At 64.7% G+C, this 23,463-nt stretch carries 20 protein-coding genes; 13 read left to right on the top strand and 7 right to left on the bottom strand.

Translation table 11 applies throughout. The annotated features are described in order from the left end of the window. Positions 1 to 42: 42 nt before the first annotated feature. The gene (locus ACR0MM_RS10970; RefSeq protein ID WP_480696116.1) at positions 43 to 1,035 is read right to left on the bottom strand and encodes an ABC transporter ATP-binding protein; all 993 of its coding nucleotides are present in this window, start codon (positions 1,033 to 1,035) and stop codon (positions 43 to 45) included. An 89-nt stretch (positions 1,036 to 1,124) separates the two neighbouring features. Here ACR0MM_RS10970 and ACR0MM_RS10975 point away from each other — a divergent pair, with 89 nt between their 5' ends. The 3 genes from ACR0MM_RS10975 to polA all read left to right on the top strand — a co-directional run bounded on the left by ACR0MM_RS10975 (position 1,125) and on the right by polA (position 4,722). Next, positions 1,125 to 1,301 (top strand): zinc-finger domain-containing protein, encoded by a 177-nt coding sequence (locus tag ACR0MM_RS10975; protein WP_005980050.1) that lies wholly within the window; start codon positions 1,125 to 1,127, stop codon positions 1,299 to 1,301. Positions 1,302 to 1,382: 81 nt separating this feature from the next. Beyond that, on the top strand, positions 1,383 to 1,853 hold the full coding sequence (locus tag ACR0MM_RS10980; RefSeq protein ID WP_480696118.1) for a hypothetical protein: 471 nt from the start codon (positions 1,383 to 1,385) through the stop codon (positions 1,851 to 1,853). Positions 1,854 to 1,923: 70 nt separating this feature from the next. After that, positions 1,924 to 4,722, top strand: a complete 2,799-nt coding sequence (gene polA / locus ACR0MM_RS10985) for a DNA polymerase I (protein WP_480696120.1) — start codon at positions 1,924 to 1,926, stop codon at positions 4,720 to 4,722. Between the two features lie 49 nt (positions 4,723 to 4,771). Here polA and ACR0MM_RS10990 read toward each other — a convergent pair whose 3' ends face one another. Both ACR0MM_RS10990 and ACR0MM_RS10995 read right to left on the bottom strand, forming a co-directional pair. Further along, positions 4,772 to 5,065 carry a DUF2798 domain-containing protein gene (locus ACR0MM_RS10990; protein WP_480696122.1) on the bottom strand — a complete coding sequence of 98 codons (294 nt, stop codon included), beginning with the start codon at positions 5,063 to 5,065 and terminating at the stop codon, positions 4,772 to 4,774. A gap of 31 nt (positions 5,066 to 5,096) precedes the next feature. Further along, entirely contained in the window at positions 5,097 to 5,849 is a 753-nt protein-coding gene (locus ACR0MM_RS10995; RefSeq protein ID WP_480696124.1) for a hydroxypyruvate isomerase family protein, read from the bottom strand. Between the two features lie 174 nt (positions 5,850 to 6,023). Here ACR0MM_RS10995 and ACR0MM_RS11000 point away from each other — a divergent pair, with 174 nt between their 5' ends. Continuing rightward, the gene (locus ACR0MM_RS11000) at positions 6,024 to 6,968 is read left to right on the top strand and encodes a DMT family transporter (RefSeq protein ID WP_170539880.1); all 945 of its coding nucleotides are present in this window, start codon (positions 6,024 to 6,026) and stop codon (positions 6,966 to 6,968) included. Here the strand turns inward: ACR0MM_RS11000 and ACR0MM_RS11005 are convergent. Further along, positions 6,965 to 7,540: a DUF1285 domain-containing protein gene (locus tag ACR0MM_RS11005; RefSeq protein WP_170539882.1), complete on the bottom strand. Its 576-nt coding sequence runs from the start codon at positions 7,538 to 7,540 to the stop codon at positions 6,965 to 6,967. The two genes, ACR0MM_RS11000 and ACR0MM_RS11005, sit on opposite strands and share 4 nt — an antisense overlap. A gap of 65 nt (positions 7,541 to 7,605) precedes the next feature. Between ACR0MM_RS11005 and ACR0MM_RS11010 the strand changes: the two genes are divergently transcribed. The 6 genes from ACR0MM_RS11010 (at position 7,606) to ACR0MM_RS11035 (ending at position 17,040) form a co-directional block, all read left to right on the top strand. After that, the gene (locus ACR0MM_RS11010) at positions 7,606 to 8,613 is read left to right on the top strand and encodes an AAA family ATPase (RefSeq protein WP_170588323.1); all 1,008 of its coding nucleotides are present in this window, start codon (positions 7,606 to 7,608) and stop codon (positions 8,611 to 8,613) included. Beyond that, a complete protein-coding gene (locus ACR0MM_RS11015) occupies positions 8,610 to 9,485 on the top strand; it encodes a DUF58 domain-containing protein (RefSeq protein ID WP_170457197.1) in 876 nt (291 codons plus the stop codon). Before ACR0MM_RS11010 ends, ACR0MM_RS11015 begins: the two co-directional genes overlap by 4 nt. After that, positions 9,482 to 12,244: a DUF4159 domain-containing protein gene (locus tag ACR0MM_RS11020; RefSeq protein WP_480696127.1), complete on the top strand. Its 2,763-nt coding sequence runs from the start codon at positions 9,482 to 9,484 to the stop codon at positions 12,242 to 12,244. The genes ACR0MM_RS11015 and ACR0MM_RS11020 overlap by 4 nt, the downstream gene beginning before the upstream one ends. After that, the gene (locus ACR0MM_RS11025) at positions 12,241 to 14,283 is read left to right on the top strand and encodes a hypothetical protein (protein WP_480696129.1); all 2,043 of its coding nucleotides are present in this window, start codon (positions 12,241 to 12,243) and stop codon (positions 14,281 to 14,283) included. The genes ACR0MM_RS11020 and ACR0MM_RS11025 overlap by 4 nt, the downstream gene beginning before the upstream one ends. A 72-nt stretch (positions 14,284 to 14,355) precedes the next feature. Continuing rightward, positions 14,356 to 16,569, top strand: a complete 2,214-nt coding sequence (locus ACR0MM_RS11030) for a response regulator (RefSeq protein ID WP_480696131.1) — start codon at positions 14,356 to 14,358, stop codon at positions 16,567 to 16,569. 9 nt (positions 16,570 to 16,578) lie between these two features. Then, positions 16,579 to 17,040: a VOC family protein gene (locus tag ACR0MM_RS11035; RefSeq protein ID WP_480696133.1), complete on the top strand. Its 462-nt coding sequence runs from the start codon at positions 16,579 to 16,581 to the stop codon at positions 17,038 to 17,040. Here the strand turns inward: ACR0MM_RS11035 and yaaA are convergent. From yaaA to ACR0MM_RS11050, 3 genes are all read right to left on the bottom strand, one after another. Continuing rightward, a complete protein-coding gene (gene yaaA / locus ACR0MM_RS11040) occupies positions 17,031 to 17,801 on the bottom strand; it encodes a peroxide stress protein YaaA (RefSeq protein WP_480696135.1) in 771 nt (256 codons plus the stop codon). The genes ACR0MM_RS11035 and yaaA overlap by 10 nt on opposite strands. Positions 17,802 to 17,835: 34 nt before the next feature. Beyond that, the gene (gene recQ / locus ACR0MM_RS11045; RefSeq protein WP_480696137.1) at positions 17,836 to 19,875 is read right to left on the bottom strand and encodes a DNA helicase RecQ; all 2,040 of its coding nucleotides are present in this window, start codon (positions 19,873 to 19,875) and stop codon (positions 17,836 to 17,838) included. A gap of 76 nt (positions 19,876 to 19,951) precedes the next feature. After that, entirely contained in the window at positions 19,952 to 20,239 is a 288-nt protein-coding gene (locus ACR0MM_RS11050) for a YggT family protein (protein WP_005980077.1), read from the bottom strand. A 131-nt stretch (positions 20,240 to 20,370) separates the two neighbouring features. On the opposite strand from ACR0MM_RS11050, the gene ACR0MM_RS11055 reads away from it, so the two are divergent. The 3 genes from ACR0MM_RS11055 to ACR0MM_RS11065 are packed head-to-tail and all read left to right on the top strand — an operon-like array spanning position 20,371 to position 23,455. Further along, positions 20,371 to 21,738 carry an MFS transporter gene (locus tag ACR0MM_RS11055; protein WP_480696139.1) on the top strand — a complete coding sequence of 456 codons (1,368 nt, stop codon included), beginning with the start codon at positions 20,371 to 20,373 and terminating at the stop codon, positions 21,736 to 21,738. Continuing rightward, positions 21,735 to 22,598, top strand: a complete 864-nt coding sequence (mepA, locus tag ACR0MM_RS11060) for a penicillin-insensitive murein endopeptidase (RefSeq protein ID WP_480696141.1) — start codon at positions 21,735 to 21,737, stop codon at positions 22,596 to 22,598. The genes ACR0MM_RS11055 and mepA overlap by 4 nt, the downstream gene beginning before the upstream one ends. After that, positions 22,571 to 23,455, top strand: coding sequence for an esterase-like activity of phytase family protein (locus ACR0MM_RS11065; protein WP_480696143.1), 885 nt, complete (start codon positions 22,571 to 22,573; stop codon positions 23,453 to 23,455). Before mepA ends, ACR0MM_RS11065 begins: the two co-directional genes overlap by 28 nt. The last annotated feature ends 8 nt before the right edge of the window (positions 23,456 to 23,463 follow it).

The raw sequence follows: 23,463 nt of genomic DNA on the forward strand, positions 1-23,463 counted from the left end.
AAAAAACCTCATCTGCCCAGACCGAAGTGGCACGGTGCCTAGTCACAGCTTGACCCGGTGCAGGCCTCGGCGCGGCTGGTCCTGATCATCGGCCGGGGCATCGTCGGCGCGCGCGGAGGTCAGGGCCAGGAACACGTCCTCGAGATCGGCCTCTTCGGTGCGCACGTCGCGGATGCGGATACCGGCTTGGCGGACCGCTTCGAGCACCTGCTCGGCGCTGGTTTCCGGGCTGCGGTAGTGTAGCGCCAGACTGCCGTCGTCGCGCAGGCTGGCCTGAACGCCGGGGGCGGCGGGCAGGGCGGTCACGGGGGCCTCGGGGGTGATGACCATGGTGCGGCCGTCCATGCGGCCCAGCAGGTTGGCGGTGCTGTCCTGCGCCACCTTTTCCCCGTGGTTGATGATGGCGATCTCGTCGCACATCTCCTGCGCTTCTTCCAGGTAGTGCGTGGTCAGGATGATGGTCATGCCCTGCTGGTTCAGCTTGCGCACATTGGCCCACAGCATCTGGCGCAGTTCGATGTCCACGCCGGCGGTGGGTTCGTCCAGAACCAGGATTTTGGGGTGGTGCACCAGTGCCTTGGCCAGCAGCAGGCGCCGCCGCATCCCGCCCGACAGCGTGCGGGCATAGGCCTCGGCCTTGTCGCTGAGGCCCACTAGTTCGAGGATCTCGTCGCTGCGCCGCTGCGATTTGGGAACGCCATAGAGCCCCGCCTGCACCTCGAGCGCGCCGCGGGGGGTAAAGAACGGATCGAGGTTCAGCTCTTGAGGCATCACCCCGATGGCGGCGCGGGCCTGGCGCGGGTTGCGGTCCTGGTCATAGCCCCAGATCGTCACCTGGCCCGCGGTCTTGATCACCAACCCCGCCAGGATGTTGATCAGGGTCGATTTGCCGGCGCCGTTCGGCCCCAACAGGCCGAAGACAGACCCGCGCGGGATATCCAGATCGATGCCCTTCAGCGCGTGTTTCTCGGGCTGGCCCTTGCCGCCGCGATAGGTTTTGCGCAGGCCGCGAAGGCTGATCGCTGCATCGGTCATTGCTGGCTCTTGCCCCCGGTTTCCTGATCGCTCATAAACGCACCTAATGCATGCCCGCGAGGCCGACAACCAGTGAAGGATCGCACGCCGTGACAATCGAAGCTCCGGAAACCAAGATCGTCGAGACAAGCCGTGTCGCCTGTGATGGCGGCGAGGGCGCGCTGGGCCATCCGCGCGTCTGGTTGCAGATCCCCGAGGATCAGGGCTGGGTCGAGTGCCCCTATTGCGATTGCAAGTATGTTCTGAAGGACGCACAGCAACACTGATTGCCTGCCCAACCGCGGTCCGCCCAAATCTCGCCGCGATTTTCACCTAGTGCGTTGGTGTGACCAACGTAGGTGCGAATGATGACCGATATGACTGCTGCTGATACCGGCAATCCGGTTTTTGGATGGGCTGGCTTTTGCCTTGCGGCACTGGCCCTGTTCGCAGCCTTGTTCGTGTTCTGGGCAGGGCCGTTCGCACCGCAGCAATCCTCCGGCGTGACGCTGGGCGAACTGGCCGCCGAGTTGGGCAAATCGACCCTGCGGGCCGCCGCGGGGATGGAACAGCCCGCGCCGGTCGCGCCCACCCGCGATCTGGATGACTTTCTGCAGATCGGCGTCGCCATGCTGGGCGGGTTGGCGATCGTCGTCTCGGTCATCGGCATCCTGCGGCACGAAAAACGCCGCCCGGCCATCGCCGGTTTGGTCATCGGAACGGGCGCGATCCTGTTCCAGTTCTTCGCGATGGCGTTTTTCGCGTTCCTCGGTGCGCTGGTCATCATGGCGCTGCTGAACAGTTTCTCGGATGTTTTCAGCGGTCTGTTTGGCGACTAGGGCGCGTTCCTGACTGGTCACCCGGCTGCCCCTGTGGCAGAACCGTCCCTGACCGACAGGGAGAGCGCGCATGAGCAAATTCGGAAAAGGCTGCCATCTGCATCTGATCGACGGATCGGCCTTCATCTTTCGCGCCTATCACGCCCTTCCGCCGCTGACGCGGAAATCGGACGGGATGCCGATTGGCGCCGTTTCGGGCTTTTGCAACATGCTGCAGCGTTACGTGGATGGCGACCACGGCCCTGACGCGCCGACCCATCTGGCAGTGATCTTCGACAAGGGCTCGCACACCTTCCGCAATGACATGTACGACCTCTACAAGGCCAACCGCGAGGCGATGCCCGAGGACCTGCGCCCGCAGATCCCGCTGACCCGGCAGGCGACCGAGGCCTTCAATATCGCCTGCAAAGAGCTGGAGGGGTACGAGGCCGACGACATCATCGCCACGCTGGCCTGCCAGGCGCGCCAGGCCGGGGGGCGGGTGACCATCGTCAGTTCCGACAAGGACTTGATGCAGCTGGTGGGCGACGGTGTCGAGATGCTGGATGCCATGAAGAACAAGCGCATCGACCGCGAGGGGGTGTTCGAGAAATTCGGCGTCTACCCCGAGCGTGTCGTCGATGTGCAGGCGCTGGCCGGCGACAGCGTCGACAACGTGCCGGGCGCGCCGGGGATCGGGATCAAGACGGCGGCACTGCTGATCAACGAGTTCGGCGATCTGGAGACGCTGCTGGACCGCGCCGAGGAGATCAAGCAACCCAAGCGCCGCGAAACCCTGATCGAGAAACGAGATCAGATCGAGTTGTCGAAGAGGCTGGTGCAGCTGGATTGCGAAACACCGCTGGATTTCACGCTGGATGATCTGGAGCTGCGCGATCCCGATCCGGACAAGCTGATGGCGTTTCTGGCCGAGATGGAGTTCCGCACTCTGACCAAGCGGATCGCCGACAAGCTGGGCGTCGAACCGCCGGTGATCGCGGATACTCCGGCGCCGGCGGCAGATGAGCCGCAGGCCGAGGACATTCCGTTCGATGCCAGCAAATACGAATGCGTGCGCGATGCGGCGGCGCTGCGGAAATGGATCGATCAAGCCTATGAGCGCGGCTGGCTGGCCGTGGATACCGAGACCACGGGCCTGAACGAAATGATCGCCGATCTGGTCGGCATCTCGCTATGCATCGAGCCCGGCGAGGCCTGCTATATCCCGCTGACCCACCGCGAGGGAGCCAGCGACGACCTGTTCGGCTCGGAGGCGCTGGCCGAGGGGCAGATGCCGCTGGATGAGGCGCTGAAGCTGCTCAAGCCGGTTCTTGAGGACCCGTCGATCCTGAAGGTCGGGCAGAACATGAAATATGACGCCAAGATCTTTGCGCGCTATGGCGTGGATGTGGCCCCGATCGACGACACGATGCTGATGTCCTATGCCATGCATGCGGGCGAGCATGGGCATGGCATGGACACCTTGTCCGAACGCTATCTCGGCCACACACCGATCCCGATCAAGCCGTTGCTGGGCTCGGGCAAATCGGCGATCACCTTCGACAAGGTGCCGATCGACGAGGCCACCGCCTATGCCGCCGAGGATGCCGACATCACCCTGCGTCTGTGGAAGCTGTTCAAGCCGCAGCTGCACCGGGTTCAGGTGACCACCATCTATGAAACGCTCGAGCGCCCCCTGGTGCCGGTTCTGGCCGAGATGGAGATGCATGGCATCAAGGTCGACCGCGACGTGCTGAGCCGTATGTCGAACGCCTTTGCCCAGAAAATGGCCGGTTTAGAGGCGGAAATCCATGAGTTGGCCGGAGAAACCTTCAACGTCGGCTCGCCCGCGCAGCTGGGCGAGATCCTGTTCGACAAGATGGGTCTGGAAGGCGGCAAGAAGGGCAAGACCGGCAAGTATTCGACCGGTGCCGACGTGCTGGAAGATCTGGCGACCGAGCATGAGCTGCCGCGCCGTGTGCTGGACTGGCGGCAACTGTCCAAGCTGAAATCGACCTATACCGACGCACTGCAGACCCATATCAACCCCGACACAGGACGGGTGCATACGTCCTATGCCATCACCGGGGCGAACACGGGGCGTCTGGCTTCGACCGACCCCAACCTGCAGAACATCCCGGTGCGCACAGAAGAAGGCCGCCGCATCCGTGAGGCTTTCATCGCCGAGCCGGGCAATGTTCTGGTGTCGCTCGATTATTCACAGATCGAGCTGCGCATCCTGGCGCATATCGCCGACATTCCGGCTTTGAAACAGGCCTTTGCCGACGGGCTGGACATTCACGCCATGACCGCGTCGGAAATGTTTGACGTGCCGCTGGACGAGATGACGCCCGAGATTCGCCGTAAGGCCAAGGCGATCAATTTCGGCGTGATCTACGGCATTTCGGGCTTTGGCCTGGCGCGCAACCTGCGCATTCCGCGGGCCGAGGCGCAGGGCTTCATCGACCGCTATTTCGAGCGTTTCCCGGGCATCCGGCGCTATATGGATGACACCATCGCCTTTGCCAAAGAGCATGGCTATGTGCAGACCCTGTTTGGTCGCAAGATCCACACGACAGAAATCAACGCCAAGGGGCCGCATGCGGGGTTCGCGCGCCGGGCGGCGATCAACGCGCCGATCCAAGGTACAGCGGCGGACGTGATCCGTCGGGCGATGGTGCGGATGCCCGAGGCGATAGACGGGCTGCCAGCCAAGATGCTGCTGCAGGTGCATGACGAACTGCTGTTCGAAGTGGCCGAAGACGCGGTGGATCAGACCATCGAGATTGCGCGCGACGTGATGGAAAACGCGCCCGATCCGGCAGTGAAGCTGGACGTGAAACTGACGGTGGATGCGGGCAAAGGCGCCAACTGGGCCGAGGCGCATTAGGCAAGCGCCGTGCCGCTCATCAGGCCCGGCGGGCCATCTTCGCGGCAGGTCAGGCCTCGGGCCTGACCAACAGCGCGACCAGCCGACGGGTCAACGGTGCCATGACCAGAACCACCGCAAACGCTACTGGCCAGCTGATGCTCCACGCGCCCATCCAGCTGGCAAAGGTCTCGGGGCCCAGCCCGATCTCTTTGACCGTTGCGATGCAGGTCACGATGCAGGACATCAGCCCCGACAGGATCAATCCGAACAGGACGGGGGTAAAGCGGGCGGGGATCATAAAGCGGGCGGGGATCATGCGGTTGTTCCTCTGCTGAGTCGCCGCTTCGTATGCGATATCCAAGATGTGATTTCCAGTGCGCAGGTGCACAGGCCTATCGCATCCAGTGCAGAGAGGCGTCGGTGCGCCGGGTTGAGGGCGTGTATTCGGCGCTGACCCAGCCGTGATAACCGCTGTCGTCGATCGCTGCGAACAGGGCGGGGAAATCGGTCTCGTCCCGGCCGGGTTCCGAGCGGTCGGCGGCCGAGCCGATCTGAACATGTACGATCCGGCCGCGGAATCTGTCCCAGACGGCCTGTGCATCGCCATGGATCATCCGGGCATGAAAGCTGTCGAATTGCAGGCCCACATTCGGACGGTCGATCCGGTCCAGGCACGCGGCGGCCAGATCATAGTCATTCAGGAAGTATCCGGGCTGCGAGACGGGGTTCAGCGGTTCGATCGTGAACTGCTGATGCGGTGCAAAATCCGCGGCCCATTGCAGGTTGCGCACGAAACAGTCCTGCGCGTCCGCCCCCGAGGCATAGCCCGCCATCACATGGATCAGGCCCGGCCTCAACGCCTCGGCATAGCGCAGCACGCGGCGGATGTCGGACTGGAACCGCCCTTCGCCCCCCGGAACAGCCGCATAGCCCGGCTGGCCGCCGGTATAGTTGGGCGGCGGCGCGTTGATCAGCACCAAGTCCAGACCGTTGTTCATCAATGCGCGGCGTGTTTCCTTGGCCGCCAGGTCATAGGGAAACAGGATCTCGACTGCCTTGAACCCGGCATCCGCGGCCGCCTTGAACCGGTCGAGGTAAGGCAGCTCGGCAAAGAGCAGCGAGATATTGGCGGCAAATCGGGGCATTGTCCTCTCTGTCCGATGGCGTGCTGACCTTAGTCGTGGGCGGCGCGCAGAGAAAGGGTTTGAAAACGACAATATGTCGAAAATCGGCCAGACCGGCGCGGGCCGAATGTGAAGGGTCGGGGTATTGCAGCGAATCATTTTCGTAGCGCTGCACCAACAAAAGGATTGAAACCGATGGCCATGAGTCCGGACCCCGTTCGCGGGCCCAGTTTCGCTGTGCCCGGTGCGCGGCAATCCGCCCTGTCCGGAAACGGGCTGGCGGTGGCGTCGATGCTGACCTGGGCGGCCGGATTCCCGGCGGCCGAAATCCTGCTGCAGACCTGGCCGCCGGTTGCCTTGCTGGCTGCGCGGCTGATGCTGGCGGTGGCCGTGATGATCCCGATCTGGCTGTGGATCGATGGCGCGGATACGGTTCTGCGGGCGCGTTGGGCCCATGCGATGCGAGTGGGCGGGTTTGGCCTTGGATTGGGCATGTTCCTGATCATCCTCGCGCAGAAACTGACCGATCCCGTGACCGTTGCCATCATCGCGTCCTGTGCGCCCTTGATTGCGACACTGCTCGAGCTGGCCGCAGGAACGCGCAGATTGCGCTGGAACTTCGCGCTGGGCGTTGCTGTTTCGATCCTCGGTGGACTGATCGCAACCAGCGCGGTGGCGCCGGCCCAGCTGGGACTGGGTGCGCTCTGCGCCATCGCCTCGACCGCGCTGTTCTGTTGGGCCAGCATGGCGACCGCGCGGGACTTCCCGGACCTCAGCCAGACCGGACGTACCACGATCACGCTGATCGGCGGCACGTTCATGGCCGGCGCGCTGTTCTATCTGTCGAGCGTCCTCGGGTTCGAAGTCTGGCCATCGTCGCCGATCGACCCGCAGCAGGCAGGAATGCTGGCGATCTACGCCGTGATCTCTCTCGGCCTCAGCCAGGTCCTGTTCATCGCTTCGATCGGCCGGCTGGGTGTTGCTCTGGCGTCATTCCACATCAATGTGGCCCCGTTCTACGTGATGCTCATCATGGTGGTTCTGGGTTCGGAGTGGAACTGGACCCGGGCGCTGGGCGCCGGAGTCGTGGCGCTGGCGGTTGTCCTTGCGCAAGACCGTCCCGCACGACGGGTTGCCTAAGGCGTTTCCTCGGCGCGACCCAAGACAAAGAACTGCCCGCCGGACCAGACCCCGACCTGCCCGGCGCGTTCCGTCGCAATGTCCACAAGGCGGTAGAAACTCTTGCGGTCGATCCGCGCCTCGAGGTTCGATCGCACCAATATATAGGGTCTGGGTTCGTTTGTTTCCGGGTCGATGGCCACCCGTATCGGGTGATCCGGACCCGCCGACACCGTATCGCCGACATGGGTGGTAAAGGTCAGAACCTGATCCTCGTCCGCGCCGGTCCGGTCGAAATCGACCGCCACAAACGGCGCGTCTTCGACCGTGATGCCGACCTTTTCGACCGGGGTGACCAGAAAATAGGCGTCCCCTTCTTTCTTAAGAATTGAGGAAAAAAGCTTCACAAGCTCGAACCGGGTGATGGGCGACCCTAGGTAATACCAGGTGCCATCGCGCGCGATGCGCATGTCCAGATCGCCGCAGAACGGAGGATTCCAGCTGTCGACAGGGGGCAGACCCCGCGGTTTGGCCGCCTTGACCGAGGCCGCCAGACCCTCAGGGGACGGCTTCACAGGATTTTGTCCGCTCATTGTTTTTGCCATTTCCTCTCAGCGCGATACACTTCAACCATAATAAGTCCACGGAAGGGAAAGTCATGACCGAACCTGCCGACCTCGTCTCCGAGATCGAAGCGCTGGAAGAGAAACTGCAACAGGCCAAATCCTCGATCACCCGCCGCTTCATCGGGCAGGAGAGGGTCGTCGACCTGACGCTGACGGCGCTGCTGTGTGGCGGTCATGCCCTGCTGATCGGGCTGCCGGGCCTGGGCAAAACGCGGCTGGTCGAAACCCTGTCGACGGTCATGGGCCTGCATGGCAACCGCATCCAGTTCACGCCCGACCTGATGCCGGCCGACATTCTGGGGTCCGAGGTTCTGGACACCGCCGAGGATGGCAGCCGCCATTTCCGATTCATTCCCGGTCCGATCTTCTGTGAACTCTTGATGGCGGACGAGATCAACCGCGCCAGCCCGCGCACCCAGTCGGCGCTGTTGCAGGCGATGCAGGAACGCACGGTGACCGTCGCAGGCGAAGACCGCGCGCTGGGCGTGCCGTTCCATGTGCTTGCCACCCAGAACCCGATCGAACAGGAGGGCACCTATCCGCTGCCCGAGGCCCAGTTGGACCGGTTCCTGGTGCAGATCGACGTGAACTATCCCGACCGCCAGACCGAGCGTGACATCCTGCTGGCCACCACCGGCGTGGCCGAGGAGGAGGCGCACCAGATCTTCACCAAAGAAGAATTGCTGGCCGCGCAGATTCTGCTGCGCCGGATGCCGGTGGGCGAGTCGGTGGTCGAACTGATCCTCGATCTGGTGCGCGCGTTCCGCCCCGAAGAACCCGGCGTGACCGAGCGTGTGTCCGAGACCGTCGCTTGGGGCCCCGGTCCGCGCGCGGCGCAGGCGCTGATGATGACGGTGCGGGCGCGGGCGATGCTGCAGGGCCGGCTGGCCCCCAATGCAGAGGACGTGCTGGACATGGCGCGCCCGGTGCTCAGCCACCGGATGGCGCTGAACTTCGCCGCGCGGGCGCGCGGTGACAGCCTGGCCGACCTGATCGAAACCACCGCGGCCGGGCTTGTCCGGGCCGAGGCGGCGGCGTGAACGCGGCCCGCACCCTTCGCGAAAGATCCGAGGCCGAGGCGTCCCGGCTACCGCCGCTGTTGGCGCGGGCCGAACACCTGGCCGGAACCGTGCTGCTGGGCGATCACGGCCGGCGGCGTTCGGGGTTGGGCGATGATTTCTGGCAATACCGGCCGGCCCAGATCGGTGACAGCCGGCGGATGATCGACCATAGGCGCTCGGCCCGCGGCGATCAGCAATATGTGCGCGAACGCGAATGGCAGATCGCGCAGTCGATCATGCTGTGGGTCGATCAGGGCGCCTCGATGCGCTTTGCGTCCGATAAATCCCTGCCCACCAAGGCCGACCGGGCCCGCCTGCTGGGGCTGGCAACGGCGATCCTGCTGGTGCGCGGGGGCGAGCGTGTGGGCCTGACGGGAACCACCCTGCCGCCCCGGCGCGGCAATGCCCAGATCATCCGGCTGGCGCAGGCCCTGTCCGAAGATACCGAGGCCGATTATGCCCCGCCCGAGCACCGCGCCATGATCCCCCATGCCCGCGCCGTGTTCATCTCTGACTTCCTCGGCCCGCTGGACGAGGTCGAACTGGCCCTGACTAAGGCCGCCGACCGCGGCGTGCGCGGTGTGCTGCTGCAGGTTTTGGACCCGGGCGAGGAGAACTTCCCCTATCGCGGGCGCACCATCTTCGAAAGCGTCGGCGGCACGGTCCGGCACGAGACACTGAAGGCCGGCGACCTGCGCGAGCGCTATCTGGCGCGGCTGGCGCGGCGCAAGGATGACCTGACCCGCCTGTGCCGCGTCACCGGCTGGCAGCTGGGCCTGCACCATACGGGCGACAGCGCGCAGGCGGCCCTATTGTGGCTCTATCGTGCGCTGGACGGAGGGGCGCGATGACGGTTCTGGCGGGCATCGGCTTTACCGCGCCATGGGTGTTGCTGGGTCTGCTGACCCTGCCGATCCTGTGGCTGATCCTGCGCGCCGTGCCGCCCGCGCCGATCCGCCGGCTGTTCCCGGCGGTGACTCTCTTGCTGGGCCTGAAGGACGACGAGAGTGTATCCGACCGCACCCCGTGGTGGCTGCTGCTGCTGCGGATGCTGGCGGCAGCGGCGATCATCATTGGTCTGGCCGGCCCGGTGCTGAACCCGTCGCGCGACCAAACCGGATCGGGGCCGCTGCTGCTGGTGCTGGATGCCAGCTGGGCCGGGGCCACGCGCTGGCCCGCCACGCTGGAGCAGATCGACGCGCAGCTGACCGAAGCCGGGCGGGCCGGGCGCCCGGTGTCGATTCTGCGACTGACCGAGCCGGAACCGCCGGTTTTCCAGGCCGCCGAAGCCTGGCGCAACCGCCTGCCCGGGCTGGTTCCGCAGCCGTGGCAGCCGGACGCGGCGCAGATCGAACAGGCGCTGGCCGACCTGTCGGCGGTCGAGGGCGGGTTCGACACGCACTGGTTCACCGACAAGCTGGACTATCCGGGCCGTGAAACCCTGCTGTCTGCACTTCAGGCGCGGGGCGCGGTCACGGTCTATCGCGCGGCGGCGCCGATCCTGGCGCTGCGGCCGGCCACCTATCAGGACGGGGCGATCCGGCTGACCGCGGTGCGCGCCACACCCGGTCCGGCGCAGACCGTCACCATCAATGCGCAGGGGCGCGACCCTGCGGGCGTGATGCGCCTGCTGCAATCGGTCGAGGTCAGCTTTGACAGCGGCGCGACCCAGGCGCAGGCCGATCTGGCGTTGCCGTCCGAACTGCGCGCCCGCATCACTCGGTTCGAGCTGCAGGGCCAGCGGTCGGCCGGGGCGGTGTCGCTGACCGATGACAGCCTGCGCCGGCGCGAGGTCGCCCTGATCGCCGGAACCGTCAATCGCGAGGGGCTGGAGCTGTTGTCGCCGCTGCACTACCTGACGCAGGTGCTGATCCCCACCGCCGATTTCGTCGAGGGCGGGCTGACCGAGGTTCTGCCCGCCAACCCGGATGTGATCGTGCTGGCCGATGTGGCCAAGCTGACCCCCAGCGAACAGGCCGGTTTGGTCGAATGGGTCGAACAGGGCGGGCTGTTGCTGCGCTTTGCCGGTCCGCACATGGCAGGCAGCGATCTGGGCCGCGATGCCGAAGACACGTTGCTGCCGGTGCGGCTGCGCAGCGGTGGCCGCTCGGTCGGCGGCGCGATGAGCTGGGGCGAAGCCAAGGGGCTGGCGCCTTTCCAGGAAGGCTCGCCCTTTTACGGGTTGCGCATTCCAGACGACGTGACCGTCAGCACCCAGGTGATGGCGCAGCCCGACCCGAACCTGGCCGACCGGGTGATCGCCGCGCTGTCGGATGGCACCCCGCTGGTGACGCGCAAGCCACTGGGCCTGGGTCAGGTGGTGCTGTTCCACGTCACCGCCGATGCCGAATGGTCGACTCTGCCGCTGTCGGGCCTGTTCGTCGAAATGCTGGACCGGCTGGCCGTGGCCTCGGCCGCCAAGACGCGGCAGGTCGAACAGCTGCAAGGCACCACGTGGGAGCCGATTCAGGTGATGGACGGGTTCGGAACCTTGTCTGATGCGGGCAATCTGGCCGGTGTCGATGGCCCGGCGCTGGTATCCGGCGCCCTTGGCCCCGACTTGCGCCCGGGTCTGTATGAAAGCGGCAAGCAGAAACTGGCCCTGAACGTGCTCACCGAGGACAGCACGCTGCGCCCGATAAGTTGGCCTGCGGATGTGCCGATCAAGGGGCAGGAGGTCAGTGCCGAGACGCCGATCGGGGGTCTGCTGCTGAGCCTGGCCCTGATCCTGCTGGCGGTTGACGTCGTGGCCTCGCTGGCGCTGTCGGGGCGTCTGGGGCTGGCGCGGGCGGCGGCGGTCGCGCTGGGTGCGGTTCTGATCGCACCGCAGGCGCATGCGCAGACGCCCGAGGAGACTGAATTCGCCCTGCAGGCGACCAAGGAATTGGTGCTGGCCCATGTACTGACCGGCAATGCCCAGATTGACGACGTCGCCCATGCCGGGCTGCGCGGCCTGTCGCAAACCCTGTTTTACCGCACGTCCGTCGAACCGGCCGAGCCCATGGGCGTGGACCTCGAACGTGACGAACTGGCCTTCTTCCCGCTGCTCTACTGGCCGATCACACCGGATCAGCCCCAGCCTTCGGCCGAGGCTTATGCCAAGCTGAACGGCTATCTGCGGTCCGGCGGGATGATCCTGTTTGACACGCGGGACGCCAACATCGCCGGGTTCGGCGCCTCGAGCCCCAATGGGCGCAAGCTGCAGCAACTGGCTGCGCCGCTGAATATCCCTGCGTTAGAGCCTGTTCCCCGCGATCACGTCCTGACCCGTGCGTTCTACCTGTTGCAGGATTTCCCCGGCCGCTTTGCCGGAACCGAGGTCTGGGTCGAGGCCGCGCCCCTGGACGCCGAACAGATCGAAGGCATGCCCTTCCGCAACCTCAACGATAACGTCACTCCGGTAGTGATTGGCGGCAACGACTGGGCCGGGGCCTGGGCAATCGACCGGAACGGGCAGGCGTTGCTGCCGGTCGGGCGCGGCTATGCCGGAGAACGCCAGCGCGAGCTGGCCAACCGGTTCGGCGTCAACCTGGTCATGCACGTGTTGACCGGGAACTACAAATCCGATCAGGTGCACGTGCCTGCTCTGCTTGACAGGTTGGGCCAATGACCGGTTCCGTCATCTTTGACCCGCTGATCCCGTGGCCTGTGCTGGTGGTCATCGGTTCGATCGCTTTGGCCGCGACGGTTCTGGCGCTGTGGCGCGGGCTGTCGGGTTGGGCGTTGCGCGGACTGGCGGCGCTGGTGCTGCTGGCGGCTTTGTCCGGCCCGGTCTACCAGATCGAGGACCGCGCCCCGCTGACCGACATCGTGTTGATGATCGAGGATGAAAGCGCCAGCCAAACCCTGTCGGACCGCGCCGAACAGACCGCGCAGACCGCCGAGGCCCTGGCCGCCGAGATTGAGGCCCGCGACAACACCGAACTGCGCCGCATCACCGTGGGCGACGGCGACGGAGACGAAGGTACCCAGGTGATGGCGGCGCTGAATGCCGCGCTGGCCGAGGAACCGCGCGCCCGGATCGCCGGAATTCTGGTCCTGTCGGACGGCATCGTGCATGACGTCGATCAGGCCCCCGACCTGCCCGCGCCGATGCACCTGTTGCAGACCGGTCGCGCGCAGGACTGGGACCGCCGCCTGATCGTGCGTAATGCGCCGGCCTTTGCCATCATCGATGAGCCCGTCACTCTGACCTTGCGGGTCGAGGACAGTGGCGCGGTGCCCGCCGGTCCGGCGTCCGCCCCGCTCGAGATTGCGGTGGACGGGGGCGAGCCGCAGCAGTTCAGCATCCCGATCGGTGTGGATGTCGAGCTGCCGGTGACCCTGCCCCATGGCGGGCGCAACGTCATCCAGTTCACGGTTCCGCAGGCCGACGGCGAACTGACCGACCGCAACAACACCGCCTTGATCCAGATGAACGGCGTGCGCGACCGGCTTCGGGTTCTGTTGGTTTCGGGCGAGCCGCATCCGGGCGGGCGAACCTGGCGCAATCTGCTGAAATCCGACAGCTCGGTCGATCTGGTGCATTTCACCATCCTGCGCCCACCCGAGAAACAGGACGGGGTTCCGGTGGACGAACTGTCGCTGATCGCATTCCCCACGCGCGAGCTGTTTCTGGAGAAGATCAACGATTTCGACCTGATCATCTTTGACCGCTACAAGCGGCGCGGCATCCTGCCCGCGATCTATCTGGACAACGTGACCAACTACATCAATGACGGCGGTGCGGTGCTGATTGCGGCCGGACCCGACTTTGCCACCGCCGACAGCATCTTTCGCTCGCCCCTGTCTGCGATCCTGCCGGCGCAACCCTCCGCCCGGGTCATCGAAGAACGCTACGTGCCCACGGTGACAGACCTGGGCCAGCGTCATCCGGTGACCGCCGATCTGGGTGAGACGGGCGACTGGGGCGCATGGCTGAGGCAGATCGACGTGAAACAGCGCTCGGGTGAGTTGCTGATGACCGGCGTCGACGACCGTCCGCTGCTGGTTCTGGACCGGGTGGGAGAAGGGCGCGTGGCGTTGCTGGCCTCGGACCACGCCTGGCTGTGGAGCCGCGGATACGAGGGCGGTGGCCCGCAGTTGGAACTGCTGCGCCGCCTTGCCCACTGGATGATGAAAGAGCCCGAGCTTGAAGAAGAGGCGCTGTGGGCAGAGGCCAACGGGCAGTCAATGCGCATCATCCGCCAGACCCTGAACGAAGAGGTTGGCCCCGTCACGGTCACCCGACCCAATGGCGACACGCTTGAAGTGCCCTTGCGAGAATTGTCCCCCGGCCGGTTCGAGGCGCAGTATTTCGGCCCTGAAATTGGGCTTTATCGCCTGCAGGAAGGTGAGCTGTCCTCGGTCATCGGCCTTGGCCCTGCGGCGCCGCGGGAATTCGAACGCACCATCGCAACAGCCGAGATCCTCGCGCCGGCCATGGCGGCCATGCGCGGCGGGGTAATCCGGGTCGAGGATGGGCTGCCGGCAATCCGCAACGTGCGCGCCGGGCGTCCTGCGGCCGGGCGTGGCTGGATCGGTCTGACCCCGCGCGAGGCATATGAAACCCGTGACGTGACCCAGGCCGGACTGTTGCCTCCCTGGCTGGTGCTGCTGCTGGCGGGTGGCTTCCTGCTGGCGGGCTGGCTGCGCGAAGGACGGCGCTGACCGGCCTTTGGCCTTAAACAGATTTTCACGGTCTGCGGGAATGCTGATCCCGAACCGATCGGGAAGATGACTATGAGTCTTGCAGAAAAACTGGCACAGGAACGGCGGGCGCGTCTGGCCGCCGAACGCATGCTTGCACTCAAGCAGAGTGAACTGTCGGAGGCCAATCGCAAGCTGGGCGAATATGCGATGGCCCTGACCAAACGTATCGGCGAGACCGAGGCCGAGGTCGAATCCGTGCGTGGCGAGAATGAAAAGGTCAAATCGGACCTGACCGTTGCAAATGCCAAGATCGAAGTGGCCGAACGCCGCCTCTGGCACTCGATCCAAACGATCCAGGACGGTTTCGCCTTCTTCGACGGCAGTGACCGGTTGATCAGCGCAAATACGGCCTATCTGAGCGTATTCGAAGGACTGGATGAGGTCGCGCCCGGGATTTCCTATACCCGCATTCTTGATCTGCTGACCACAGAGGGCATCATCGATATCGGGTCGGAACCGGCCGAGGCGTGGAAAACCCGCATGATGCGCCGCTGGACCCGGATCAACCCGCCGCCCGAAGTGATCCAGCTGTGGAATGGGCAATATATCAAGCTGATCGACCAGCGCGGGCAGGGCGGCGATGTGGTCAGTCTGGCCCTGAACATCACGGCCTCGGTCCAGCATGAGGCGCAACTGCAAGCCGCGCGCGAAAAGGCCGAGGCCGCCAACCGGGCCAAGTCGGCTTTCCTTGCCAATATGAGCCATGAGATCCGGACCCCGATGAATGGCATCGTCGGGATGACCGACCTGCTGTCGGAAACCCCTCTGAATGAGGAGCAGAGGCTTTATGTCGAGACGATCCGCAATTCGGGGGACGCGCTGCTGGTCATCATCAATGACGTTCTGGACTATTCCAAGATCGAAGCGGACAAGCTTGTGCTGCATCCCGAGGATTTCGATCTTGAGCGTTGCATCCTCGAAGTTGCGATGCTGCTGCAGCCCACGGTGCGCGACAAGGGGCTGACCTTGCTGGTCGACTATGACCTGTTCCTGCCGACGCTGTTCGTGGGCGATCCAGGCCGGGTGCGTCAGGTGCTGACCAATCTGGTGGGCAACGCGGTCAAATTCACCGCCCATGGCCATGTTCTGACCCGGGTCACCGGAGTACCGCATGCCGATCAGAAGACCTGCGACATCCATATTGCGATCGAAGACACCGGAATCGGCATCGAAGCGGACAAGATCGAGCACATCTTTGGCGAGTTCAATCAGGTTGAAAACGAAAAGACCCGCGCCTTTGACGGCACTGGCCTTGGTCTGGCCATCACCAAACGCCTGATTACCTTGATGGGTGGCTCGATCTGGGTCGAGAGCGAGGCCGGCAAGGGATCGTGCTTTGGGTTCCGCATCACGCTGCCCACCGCCGAAGGCCCTCAACCGGCTCCGCCTGCCTTGGCGGACAGGCTGAAACATGTCCTCGTGGTCGAGGATCTGGCGGTCAATCGGGCCATTCTGAACAAGCAGCTGCGGCGTTTGGGGGCCGAGGTGACGGTTTGCGCCACAGGCACCGAAGCGCTGAGGGCGGTGGAAGCGTCGATCGACCTGATCCTTTGCGATCACGATTTGCCTGACATGGACGGGCTGGATTTGGCGGAAACTCTGCGCAAGCGAGGCTGGTCCGACGTTCCGATCGTGCTGATGTCCGCAAACCCGGCCATCGTGCACGCCGATCCGAACCATCGGCTGATACAAGGGGTGGTTCAGAAACCGATCCCACGGGCCGAGCTGTTCTCGCGGCTTCAGGCGCTGGGCGCCGCTGTGTTGCCTGCGCCTGTTTCCCCGCCCTGCCGCGCGGAGCCGGCCCAATCGTCCGGCGGAAACACGAAGCTGCGCAAGATGCGGGTTCTGGCCGCCGAGGACAATCGCACCAACCAGTTGATCCTGAGCAAGATGACCAAGGATCTGAACATAGAACTCAAGCTGGTGGCCAACGGGCTTGAGGCTGTCGAAGCCTTTGCGGAATTCGCGCCGGACCTGATCCTTATGGACATCTCGATGCCCAAGATGGACGGAAAGCAAGCCACGGGTGAGATTCGCCGACGCGAAATCGGCACAGGGCAGCATGTGCCGATCGTGGCGCTGACCGCTCATGCCTTGGCCGGTGACGAGCACAGCATCCTTGCGGCCGGGCTGGATCACTACCTGACGAAACCGCTTCAGAAGAAGCTGATTTGCGAGATGATCCAGTCCAACTGCCCGACGGATGCGCAACCTGTCATTGTCGCGCCGGCCGGTGCGGTCTAGGCTGACGCCATGTCACAGGAACGAGGTTTTCGCCCCCGCGCTTTGGGTGAGATCGCAATACGCTGCGCCGACATGGCAGCGATGGTTGATTTCTATGGAAACGTCATCGGGCTGACCCGCCTGCATGGCGGTCATAACAGCGCCATCACATTCTTTCGGATTGCGGATGGGTTCGAAGGACACACACAGGTTCTGGCGCTTTTTCACCATGGGGCAGCGCAGCGGCCGGGTTTACACCCCACCGGTGCCGACAAACCCGTGACCGGGGCGCAATCGTCGCTGCACCATGTCGCCTTGTCTCTTCCCTTTGCGGAACAGGAGGCCGTCATGCGCTGGTATGATCAAATCGGCCAGCCCTATCGCGTCGAACGGTTCGGATGGATCGGTTGGCGCGGCGTGTTTACCACGGACCCCGAGGGCAACACGGTCGAACTGGTGGCGTATGATGCCTCGATGCTGGATCAGGCCTGATAGGGGCGCACGAATACCGGTTTGTCCGGTTCCGACAACTCAGACCGGTACACATAGCCGCCGGTGTCGAAATCCCGCAGGCCCTTCAAATCGGTCAACCGGTGCTGGATGATGTACCGCGCCATTGAGCCGCGAGCCTTCTTGGCGAAAAAGCTGACGATCTTGGGCGCGCCGCCCTTGTCCTCCATGAAGACCGGCGTGATGACGCGCAGTTTCAGGGCCTTGGGGTCGACGGCGCCAAAATATTCCTGGCTGGCGCAGTTCACCAGCGTGTCGGTGCCGATCTCCTCGGCCTGCGCGTTCAGCGCCTTGCTCAGCTGGTCGCGCCAGTAGTCATACAGGGTCTTGCCGCGCCGGGTCTTCAACCGGCTACCCATTTCCAGCCGATAGGGCTGAATGGCGTCCAGCGGGCGCAGCAGGCCGTAAAGCCCCGACAGGATGCGCAGATGGTTCTGCGCCCAGGCCAGTTCGTCGACGTCCAGCGAAGCGGCCTCGAGCCCCTGATAGGTGTCGCCGGCAAAGGCCAGCGCGGCTGGGCGGGTGGCCTCGGGCTGCGGCGCGTCGGCAAAGGCGCGGAACCGGTCACGGTTCAGTCGGGCCAGATCGTCGCTGAGGCTCATAAGCCTTTTCAGATCCCCCAGTGTCAGGTTGCGCGCGGTCTTCGCCAACCGGATCGCGTCGTCCTGAAAATCGGGCCGGGTCGGTGCCACGTCCCGCTCTGCCCAGTCCAGCCGTTTGGCCGGAGAGATCACCACCAGCATGTCTGCCCCCGTGTTCGTGCCTGCCCGTCGATACCTAGCCCGCCGCGCGCAGCACGTCCAGAAAGGCGGCCGCGAAACGTTCGGCGCGGCGGTCGCCCAGCACCTGTTCCAGAGTGCGCGCGTCGTCCGGGCGCATCTGCGCCACCTTGGCCAGTTGCGCGGCCGAACAGCTCAATGGTTTGTCGATCCCGTCCGGGCCTCGGGCCAGCTGCGCCTGCACCTCGAGCAGGCGGTCGTAGATATCGCCCTGTTCGCGCCCGGCCAGCTTGCGGCGCGCCGGGTGTAGTGCCTGCGCCTCGCCCGCGATCACCTCAAGGAAGGTGTCGCCGTAGCGGTCCAGCTTTTTCGCGCCCACTCCGCCGATCCGGGCCATCTCGTCCAATGTCATGGGGCGTTTTTCCGCCATCTCGATCAGCGTGCGGTCGGGGAAGATGACATAGGCGGGCACGCGGGCGGCCTCGGCCAGCGCGCGGCGCTTGGCCTTGAGCGCCGACAGCAGGGGCGCGTCCTCGTCCGAGACCATCATCTTGACTGAGGGCCGGCGGGTGGCCTTGCGCAGCGTGTCCTTGCGGAGGGTGATCTGCGCCTCGCCCTTCAGGATCGGCTTGGCGGCCTCGGTCATGCGCAGGGCGCCGTGGCGTTCGGGGTCGGGGCGGACCAGGTCATGGCCCATCATTTGCCGGAAGATCGCCTGCCATTGCGGGCGCGACCAGTCCTTGCCGATGCCGTAGGTGGGCAATTCGTCATGCCGCCGGGCGCGGATCTTGTCGGTGTCATTGCCCAGCAGAATGTCGATCAGGTGGCCCGAGCCGAACCATTCCTCGGTGCGCAGGATTGCCGAAAGGGCCATGCGCACAGGCGTGGTGCCGTCGAACAGCTCGGGCGGGCTGTCGCACAGGTCGCATTTGCCGCAGGGCTCGGCCTGTTCCCCGAAATAGCCCAGCAGAGTCTGGCGGCGGCAGTGCAGCGCCTCGGCCAGACCCAGCAGCGCGTTGAGACGTGCATGGTCGGCGGCGCGGCGTTCAGGCGGGGCGAGCCCCTCGTCGATCTGACTGCGACGCAGGCGGATGTCGTCGGGGCCGAACAGGGTCAGGGTCTCGGCCGGCCCACCGTCGCGTCCGGCGCGGCCGATTTCCTGGTAATAGGCCTCGATCGACTTCGGCAGGTCCGCATGGGCGACCCAGCGGATGTCGGGCTTGTCGATGCCCATGCCGAAGGCCACCGTGGCCACCACGATCAGCCCGTCCTCGCGCGCGAAACGGGTTTCGACGATGCGGCGGTCCTCGGCCTCCATCCCGCCGTGATAGTGGCAGGCGCTGTGGCCCTGTTCGCGCAGGGCCTGCGCCAGCACTTCGGTCTTGTTGCGGGTGCCGCAATAGACGATGCCCGACTGGCCCCGGCGGGCGTCGGCGAAATCCAGGATCTGCTTGCGCGGGCTGTCCTTGGCGGCAAAGGCCAGATGGATGTTCGGCCGGTCGAAGCCGCGCAGGAACTTGCGCGGGGGCGTGCCGTCGAACAGTTTCTCGACGATCTCGTCCTGTGTTTCCGCATCCGCCGTGGCGGTGAAGGCGGCCAGGGGCACGTTCAGCGCGCGCCGCAGCTCTCCGATCCGCAGGTAGTCGGGGCGGAAATCATGGCCCCACTGGCTGACGCAATGGGCCTCGTCCACGGCGATCAGGCTGACATTGATCCGCCGCAACATGCCCAGCGCCGAGCCAGCGGCCAGCCGTTCGGGCGCCATATACAGCAGTTTCAGCCGCCCGGCTTCGAGCGCCTCCCACACGGCATCGGTTTCCTCGGGCGTGTTGCCCGAGGTCAACGCACCGGCCTCGACGCCTGCCTCTTGCAGCCCGCGCACCTGGTCGCGCATCAGAGCGATCAGCGGCGAGATCACCACCGTGATTCCGTCACGCAGCAGGGCAGGCAGTTGAAAACAAAGGGATTTCCCGCCCCCGGTGGGCATGATGGCCAGCACGTTCTCGCCGGCGGTCACGGCATCGACGATCTCTTCCTGCCCGGGGCGGAACTCATCGAATCCAAAGACATCTCGCAGCAGAGGCGCGGCGTCGAACATGTGCGGGGGTGCCCTGTTTCAAGATTTGACTGCTCTTGAACGGACAATCACACAGTCGGAATCGGGGAACAAGAGGTCAGTAGAAATAGACCGCGTTGTTGATGAGGATGATCCGCAGCGCATAGACCCCGATCAGCACCACCAGAGGCGTCAGGTCCAGACCGCCCATGTTGGGCAGAATGCGGCGGATCGGGCCGTAGATCGGCTCGAGCAGGCGGTTCAGGCCGTACCAGATCTGGGCGACCAGCTGTTGATGCAGGTTCAGGACCTGGAAGTTGATCAGCCAGCTCATGATCACATGGGCCAGGATGATGAACCAGACGATGTCCAGGATCAGCAGCAGGATTTGGATCAGCGACAGCATGGGCACCTCGTTTTCCGTACGGCCTGAGACCTAAGTGCCCAAGTGGCATTAGGCAAGCCCGCAGTCACAGAACGCTTGCGAAATGCCCCAAAGGCCCGTCTTATGAAATCAAAAGCAGGCAAGGGGCAGAGATGGCAGAGATTTCCAAGCGCAGGCGCATCTGGGGCTGGTGGTTTTTCGACTGGGCCAGCCAGCCGTATCACACCCTGTTGGTGACCTTTGTCTTTGGCCCGTATTTCGCCGGTGTTGCGGCTGAATATTACGCAACCGCCGGGATGGATGCCGAAGCTGCCGCCGCGCAGGCGCAGACGGTCTGGGCCAACTGCCTGACGATCACCGGTCTGATCATCGCTTTCGGCGCGCCGCTCTTGGGGGCGATGGCCGATGTCTCGGGGCGGCGCATCCCGTGGATCTTTGCCTTTTCGGTGATGTATGCCGTGGGCTCCGCGGCGCTGTGGTTCACGCTGCCGGACGGGTCGAACATGTGGCTGATGCTGTCGGCCTTCGGTCTGGGCTTCGTGGGGGCCGAATACGCGCTGATCTTCATCAACTCGCAACTGCCCGATCTCGGCGATGACAACGAAGTGGGCGAGATCTCGGGCTCGGGCTTTGCCTTCGGCTATTTCGGCGGGCTGATTTCCCTGGCGATCATGCTGGCGCTGTTCGTCGAGCAGCCCAACGGCAAGACGCTGATTGGGATGGAGCCGCTGTTCGGGCTGGACGCCGGCGCGCGGGAAGGCACGCGTTTCGTGGGGCCGTTCACCGCCGGGTGGTTCATCCTGTTCATGGTCCCGTATTTCCTGTGGGTTCGCGACGATCCTGCCGCCGACAAGAAAGGCAGCGTATCCGAGGCGCTACGCCTGCTGGGCAAATCCGTGGCCGCCTTGCGGCACCGGGTCAGTCTTGCCAGCTATCTGGGGTCATCGATGTTCTACCGGGATGCGCTGAATGGGCTGTACAGTTTCGGCGGCGTCTATGCGCGGCTGGTGCTGGAATGGGACCTGATCAAGATCGGCGTCTTCGGCATCATCAGCGTGCTGGCTTCGGCGGTCTTCGCCTGGATCGGCGGCAAGCTGGACCGGAAATTCGGCCCCAAGCCGGTGATCCTGACCGCGATCTGGGTTCTGATCCTGGTCTGCACCACCATCGTGTCGATGGACCGGACGCAGATCTTCGGCATCGCCCTGCCCCAAGGGTCGGGCCTGCCGGACATGGTGTTCTTTGGCTGCGGCATCCTGATCGGCGGGATGGGGGGCATTCTGCAATCGGCCAGCCGGTCGTTGATGGTGCGCCACACCGACCCGGCCGCCCCGGTCGAGAGCTTTGGCCTCTATGGTCTGTCGGGCCGCGCCACCGCTTTTGCCGCGCCTTTGCTGATCGGAATTGCAACAACCGCGACCGGCAGCGCGCGGTTGGGGGTGTCTCCGATCGTCGGGTTGTTTATTCTGGGATTGTTCCTAATGCGCTGGGTCAAACCGGAAGGGGATCAGAGTAGATGATTTCATTACGTTTTTTGGTATTTTTGGCAGGAATTGCGCTGGCCGGGGCGGCTGGGGCCCAACCGCTGGCCAAGCAGTTGTTCGGGGCTCAGAAGTACAGTTCGCAACAAAAACCGGCCGCTTTCGGCAGTTATTCGCGCGGATGCGCCGCCGGATCGGTGCAACTGCCCGAGACCGGACCCACCTGGCAGGCGATGCGTCTGTCGCGCAACCGCAACTGGGGCCACCCGCAGTCCATCGACTTCGTGCAGGACCTCAGCCGTTTTGCGGCAAAGCAATCGGGGTGGAACGGGCTTTACATCGGGGATATCAGTCAGCCGCGGGGCGGGCCTATGACCTCGGGCCACCGCAGCCACCAGCTTGGCTTGGACATCGACATCTGGATGCTGCCCGGTGACAACATGCGCCTGTCGCGCAAGGCGCGCGAGAACATCTCGTCGATCTCCTTGCGGCGCTCGAACGGCGCCTATGTGAACGGCAACTGGACGAAACAGCACCACGCCATCCTGCGCGAGGCGGCCAAGGACAAACGCGTGGCCCGCATCTTCGTGTTTCCGGGCGCCAAGGTGCAGATGTGCAAGGAAGAGAAGGGCAACCGTGCCTATCTGCGCAAGATCCGGCCCTGGTGGGGGCATCATTATCACTTCCACGTCCGGCTGAACTGCCCGCGCGGCTCGCGCGGGTGCGTCAATCAGGATCCGCCGCCCAAGGGTGACGGCTGCGCCGAGGCCGAACAGTGGGTGCGCAACATCCTGAACCCGCCGCCGCCCGACCCCAACGCGCCGCCTCCGAAGAAACGGCGTGAGTATGTTCTGGCGGATCTGCCCCAGCAATGCGCCGCCGTCTTGCAGTCCAACTGATCGCCAGCCTGTTTCTGGCCGGTTCCGCCTGGGCGGTCGAAGTCAAATCGGCCGAATATCTGGGCAGCTTTGCATGGCGCGCCGGCCATGACTGGTTCGGCGGGTTTTCCGCCATCCATGTCTCGGATGACGGGCAGCTCGCATGGGTGCTGAGCGACCGCTCCACCCTGGCATCGGTCCGCATCGACCGGGATGGCGATGAGATTGTCGGCATCCGTATTGTTGGCCACTGGCCGGTTCTGTCCAGCCGGGGACGGATCATGCCCGGCAGCTCGGGTGACTCCGAGGGGCTGGCGCTGGCGCCGGATGGCAGCTTCTACCTCTCGTTCGAAGGCGTGCATCGCGTGGCCCGTTATGCCGCGCCCGGTGCCCATGCTCAGGTGCTGCCGCGCCCCAAGGCCTTTGACGTGCTCGACCAGAATGGTTCGTTCGAGGGGCTGGCCATCGACGCGCAGGGCCGCCTGTACACGTTGCCCGAGAAAAGCCGCACGGCAAATGGCGACATTCCGGTCTATCGCTGGAACGGGCGCGCCTGGTCCACGCCCTTTGTCTTGCCACAGAGGGACGGTTTTCTGCCCGTAGCGGCCGATTTCGGCCCGGACGGGCGGTTCTACGTGCTGGAACGCGCGGTCTCGCTGACCGGGTTCCGGTCGCGTCTGCGTCGGTGGCAGATCGAGGGTGATACACCTGCGGCCGAAGAAATCCTGTTCCAGACCGGAACCGGAACCCATGACAATCTCGAGGGGCTGTCGGTCTGGCGCGACGGGCAGGGGCGGTTGCGGGCCACGATGATCTCGGACGACAACTTTCTGGCGCTGCAGCGTACCGAACTGGTCGAATATCTGCTGCCGGATTGACACGGGCC

It is taken from the genome of Ruegeria sp. BC6 (assembly GCF_056539185.1).

Excerpts from the sequence above, each read along its gene's own strand:
- ACR0MM_RS10970 (WP_480696116.1), bottom strand. The coding sequence starts at position 1,035 with ATGACCGATGCAGCGATCAGCCTTCGCGGCCTGCGCAAAACCTATCGC.
- ACR0MM_RS10980 (WP_480696118.1), top strand. The coding sequence starts at position 1,383 with ATGACCGATATGACTGCTGCTGATACCGGCAATCCGGTTTTTGGATGG.
- polA (WP_480696120.1), top strand. The coding sequence starts at position 1,924 with ATGAGCAAATTCGGAAAAGGCTGCCATCTGCATCTGATCGACGGATCG.
- ACR0MM_RS10995 (WP_480696124.1), bottom strand. The coding sequence starts at position 5,849 with ATGCCCCGATTTGCCGCCAATATCTCGCTGCTCTTTGCCGAGCTGCCT.
- ACR0MM_RS11000 (WP_170539880.1), top strand. The coding sequence starts at position 6,024 with ATGGCCATGAGTCCGGACCCCGTTCGCGGGCCCAGTTTCGCTGTGCCC.
- ACR0MM_RS11005 (WP_170539882.1), bottom strand. The coding sequence starts at position 7,540 with ATGAGCGGACAAAATCCTGTGAAGCCGTCCCCTGAGGGTCTGGCGGCC.
- ACR0MM_RS11010 (WP_170588323.1), top strand. The coding sequence starts at position 7,606 with ATGACCGAACCTGCCGACCTCGTCTCCGAGATCGAAGCGCTGGAAGAG.
- ACR0MM_RS11020 (WP_480696127.1), top strand. The coding sequence starts at position 9,482 with ATGACGGTTCTGGCGGGCATCGGCTTTACCGCGCCATGGGTGTTGCTG.
- ACR0MM_RS11025 (WP_480696129.1), top strand. The coding sequence starts at position 12,241 with ATGACCGGTTCCGTCATCTTTGACCCGCTGATCCCGTGGCCTGTGCTG.
- ACR0MM_RS11030 (WP_480696131.1), top strand. The coding sequence starts at position 14,356 with ATGAGTCTTGCAGAAAAACTGGCACAGGAACGGCGGGCGCGTCTGGCC.
- ACR0MM_RS11035 (WP_480696133.1), top strand. The coding sequence starts at position 16,579 with ATGTCACAGGAACGAGGTTTTCGCCCCCGCGCTTTGGGTGAGATCGCA.
- yaaA (WP_480696135.1), bottom strand. The coding sequence starts at position 17,801 with ATGCTGGTGGTGATCTCTCCGGCCAAACGGCTGGACTGGGCAGAGCGG.
- recQ (WP_480696137.1), bottom strand. The coding sequence starts at position 19,875 with ATGTTCGACGCCGCGCCTCTGCTGCGAGATGTCTTTGGATTCGATGAG.
- ACR0MM_RS11050 (WP_005980077.1), bottom strand. The coding sequence starts at position 20,239 with ATGCTGTCGCTGATCCAAATCCTGCTGCTGATCCTGGACATCGTCTGG.
- ACR0MM_RS11055 (WP_480696139.1), top strand. The coding sequence starts at position 20,371 with ATGGCAGAGATTTCCAAGCGCAGGCGCATCTGGGGCTGGTGGTTTTTC.
- mepA (WP_480696141.1), top strand. The coding sequence starts at position 21,735 with ATGATTTCATTACGTTTTTTGGTATTTTTGGCAGGAATTGCGCTGGCC.
- ACR0MM_RS11065 (WP_480696143.1), top strand. The coding sequence starts at position 22,571 with ATGCGCCGCCGTCTTGCAGTCCAACTGATCGCCAGCCTGTTTCTGGCC.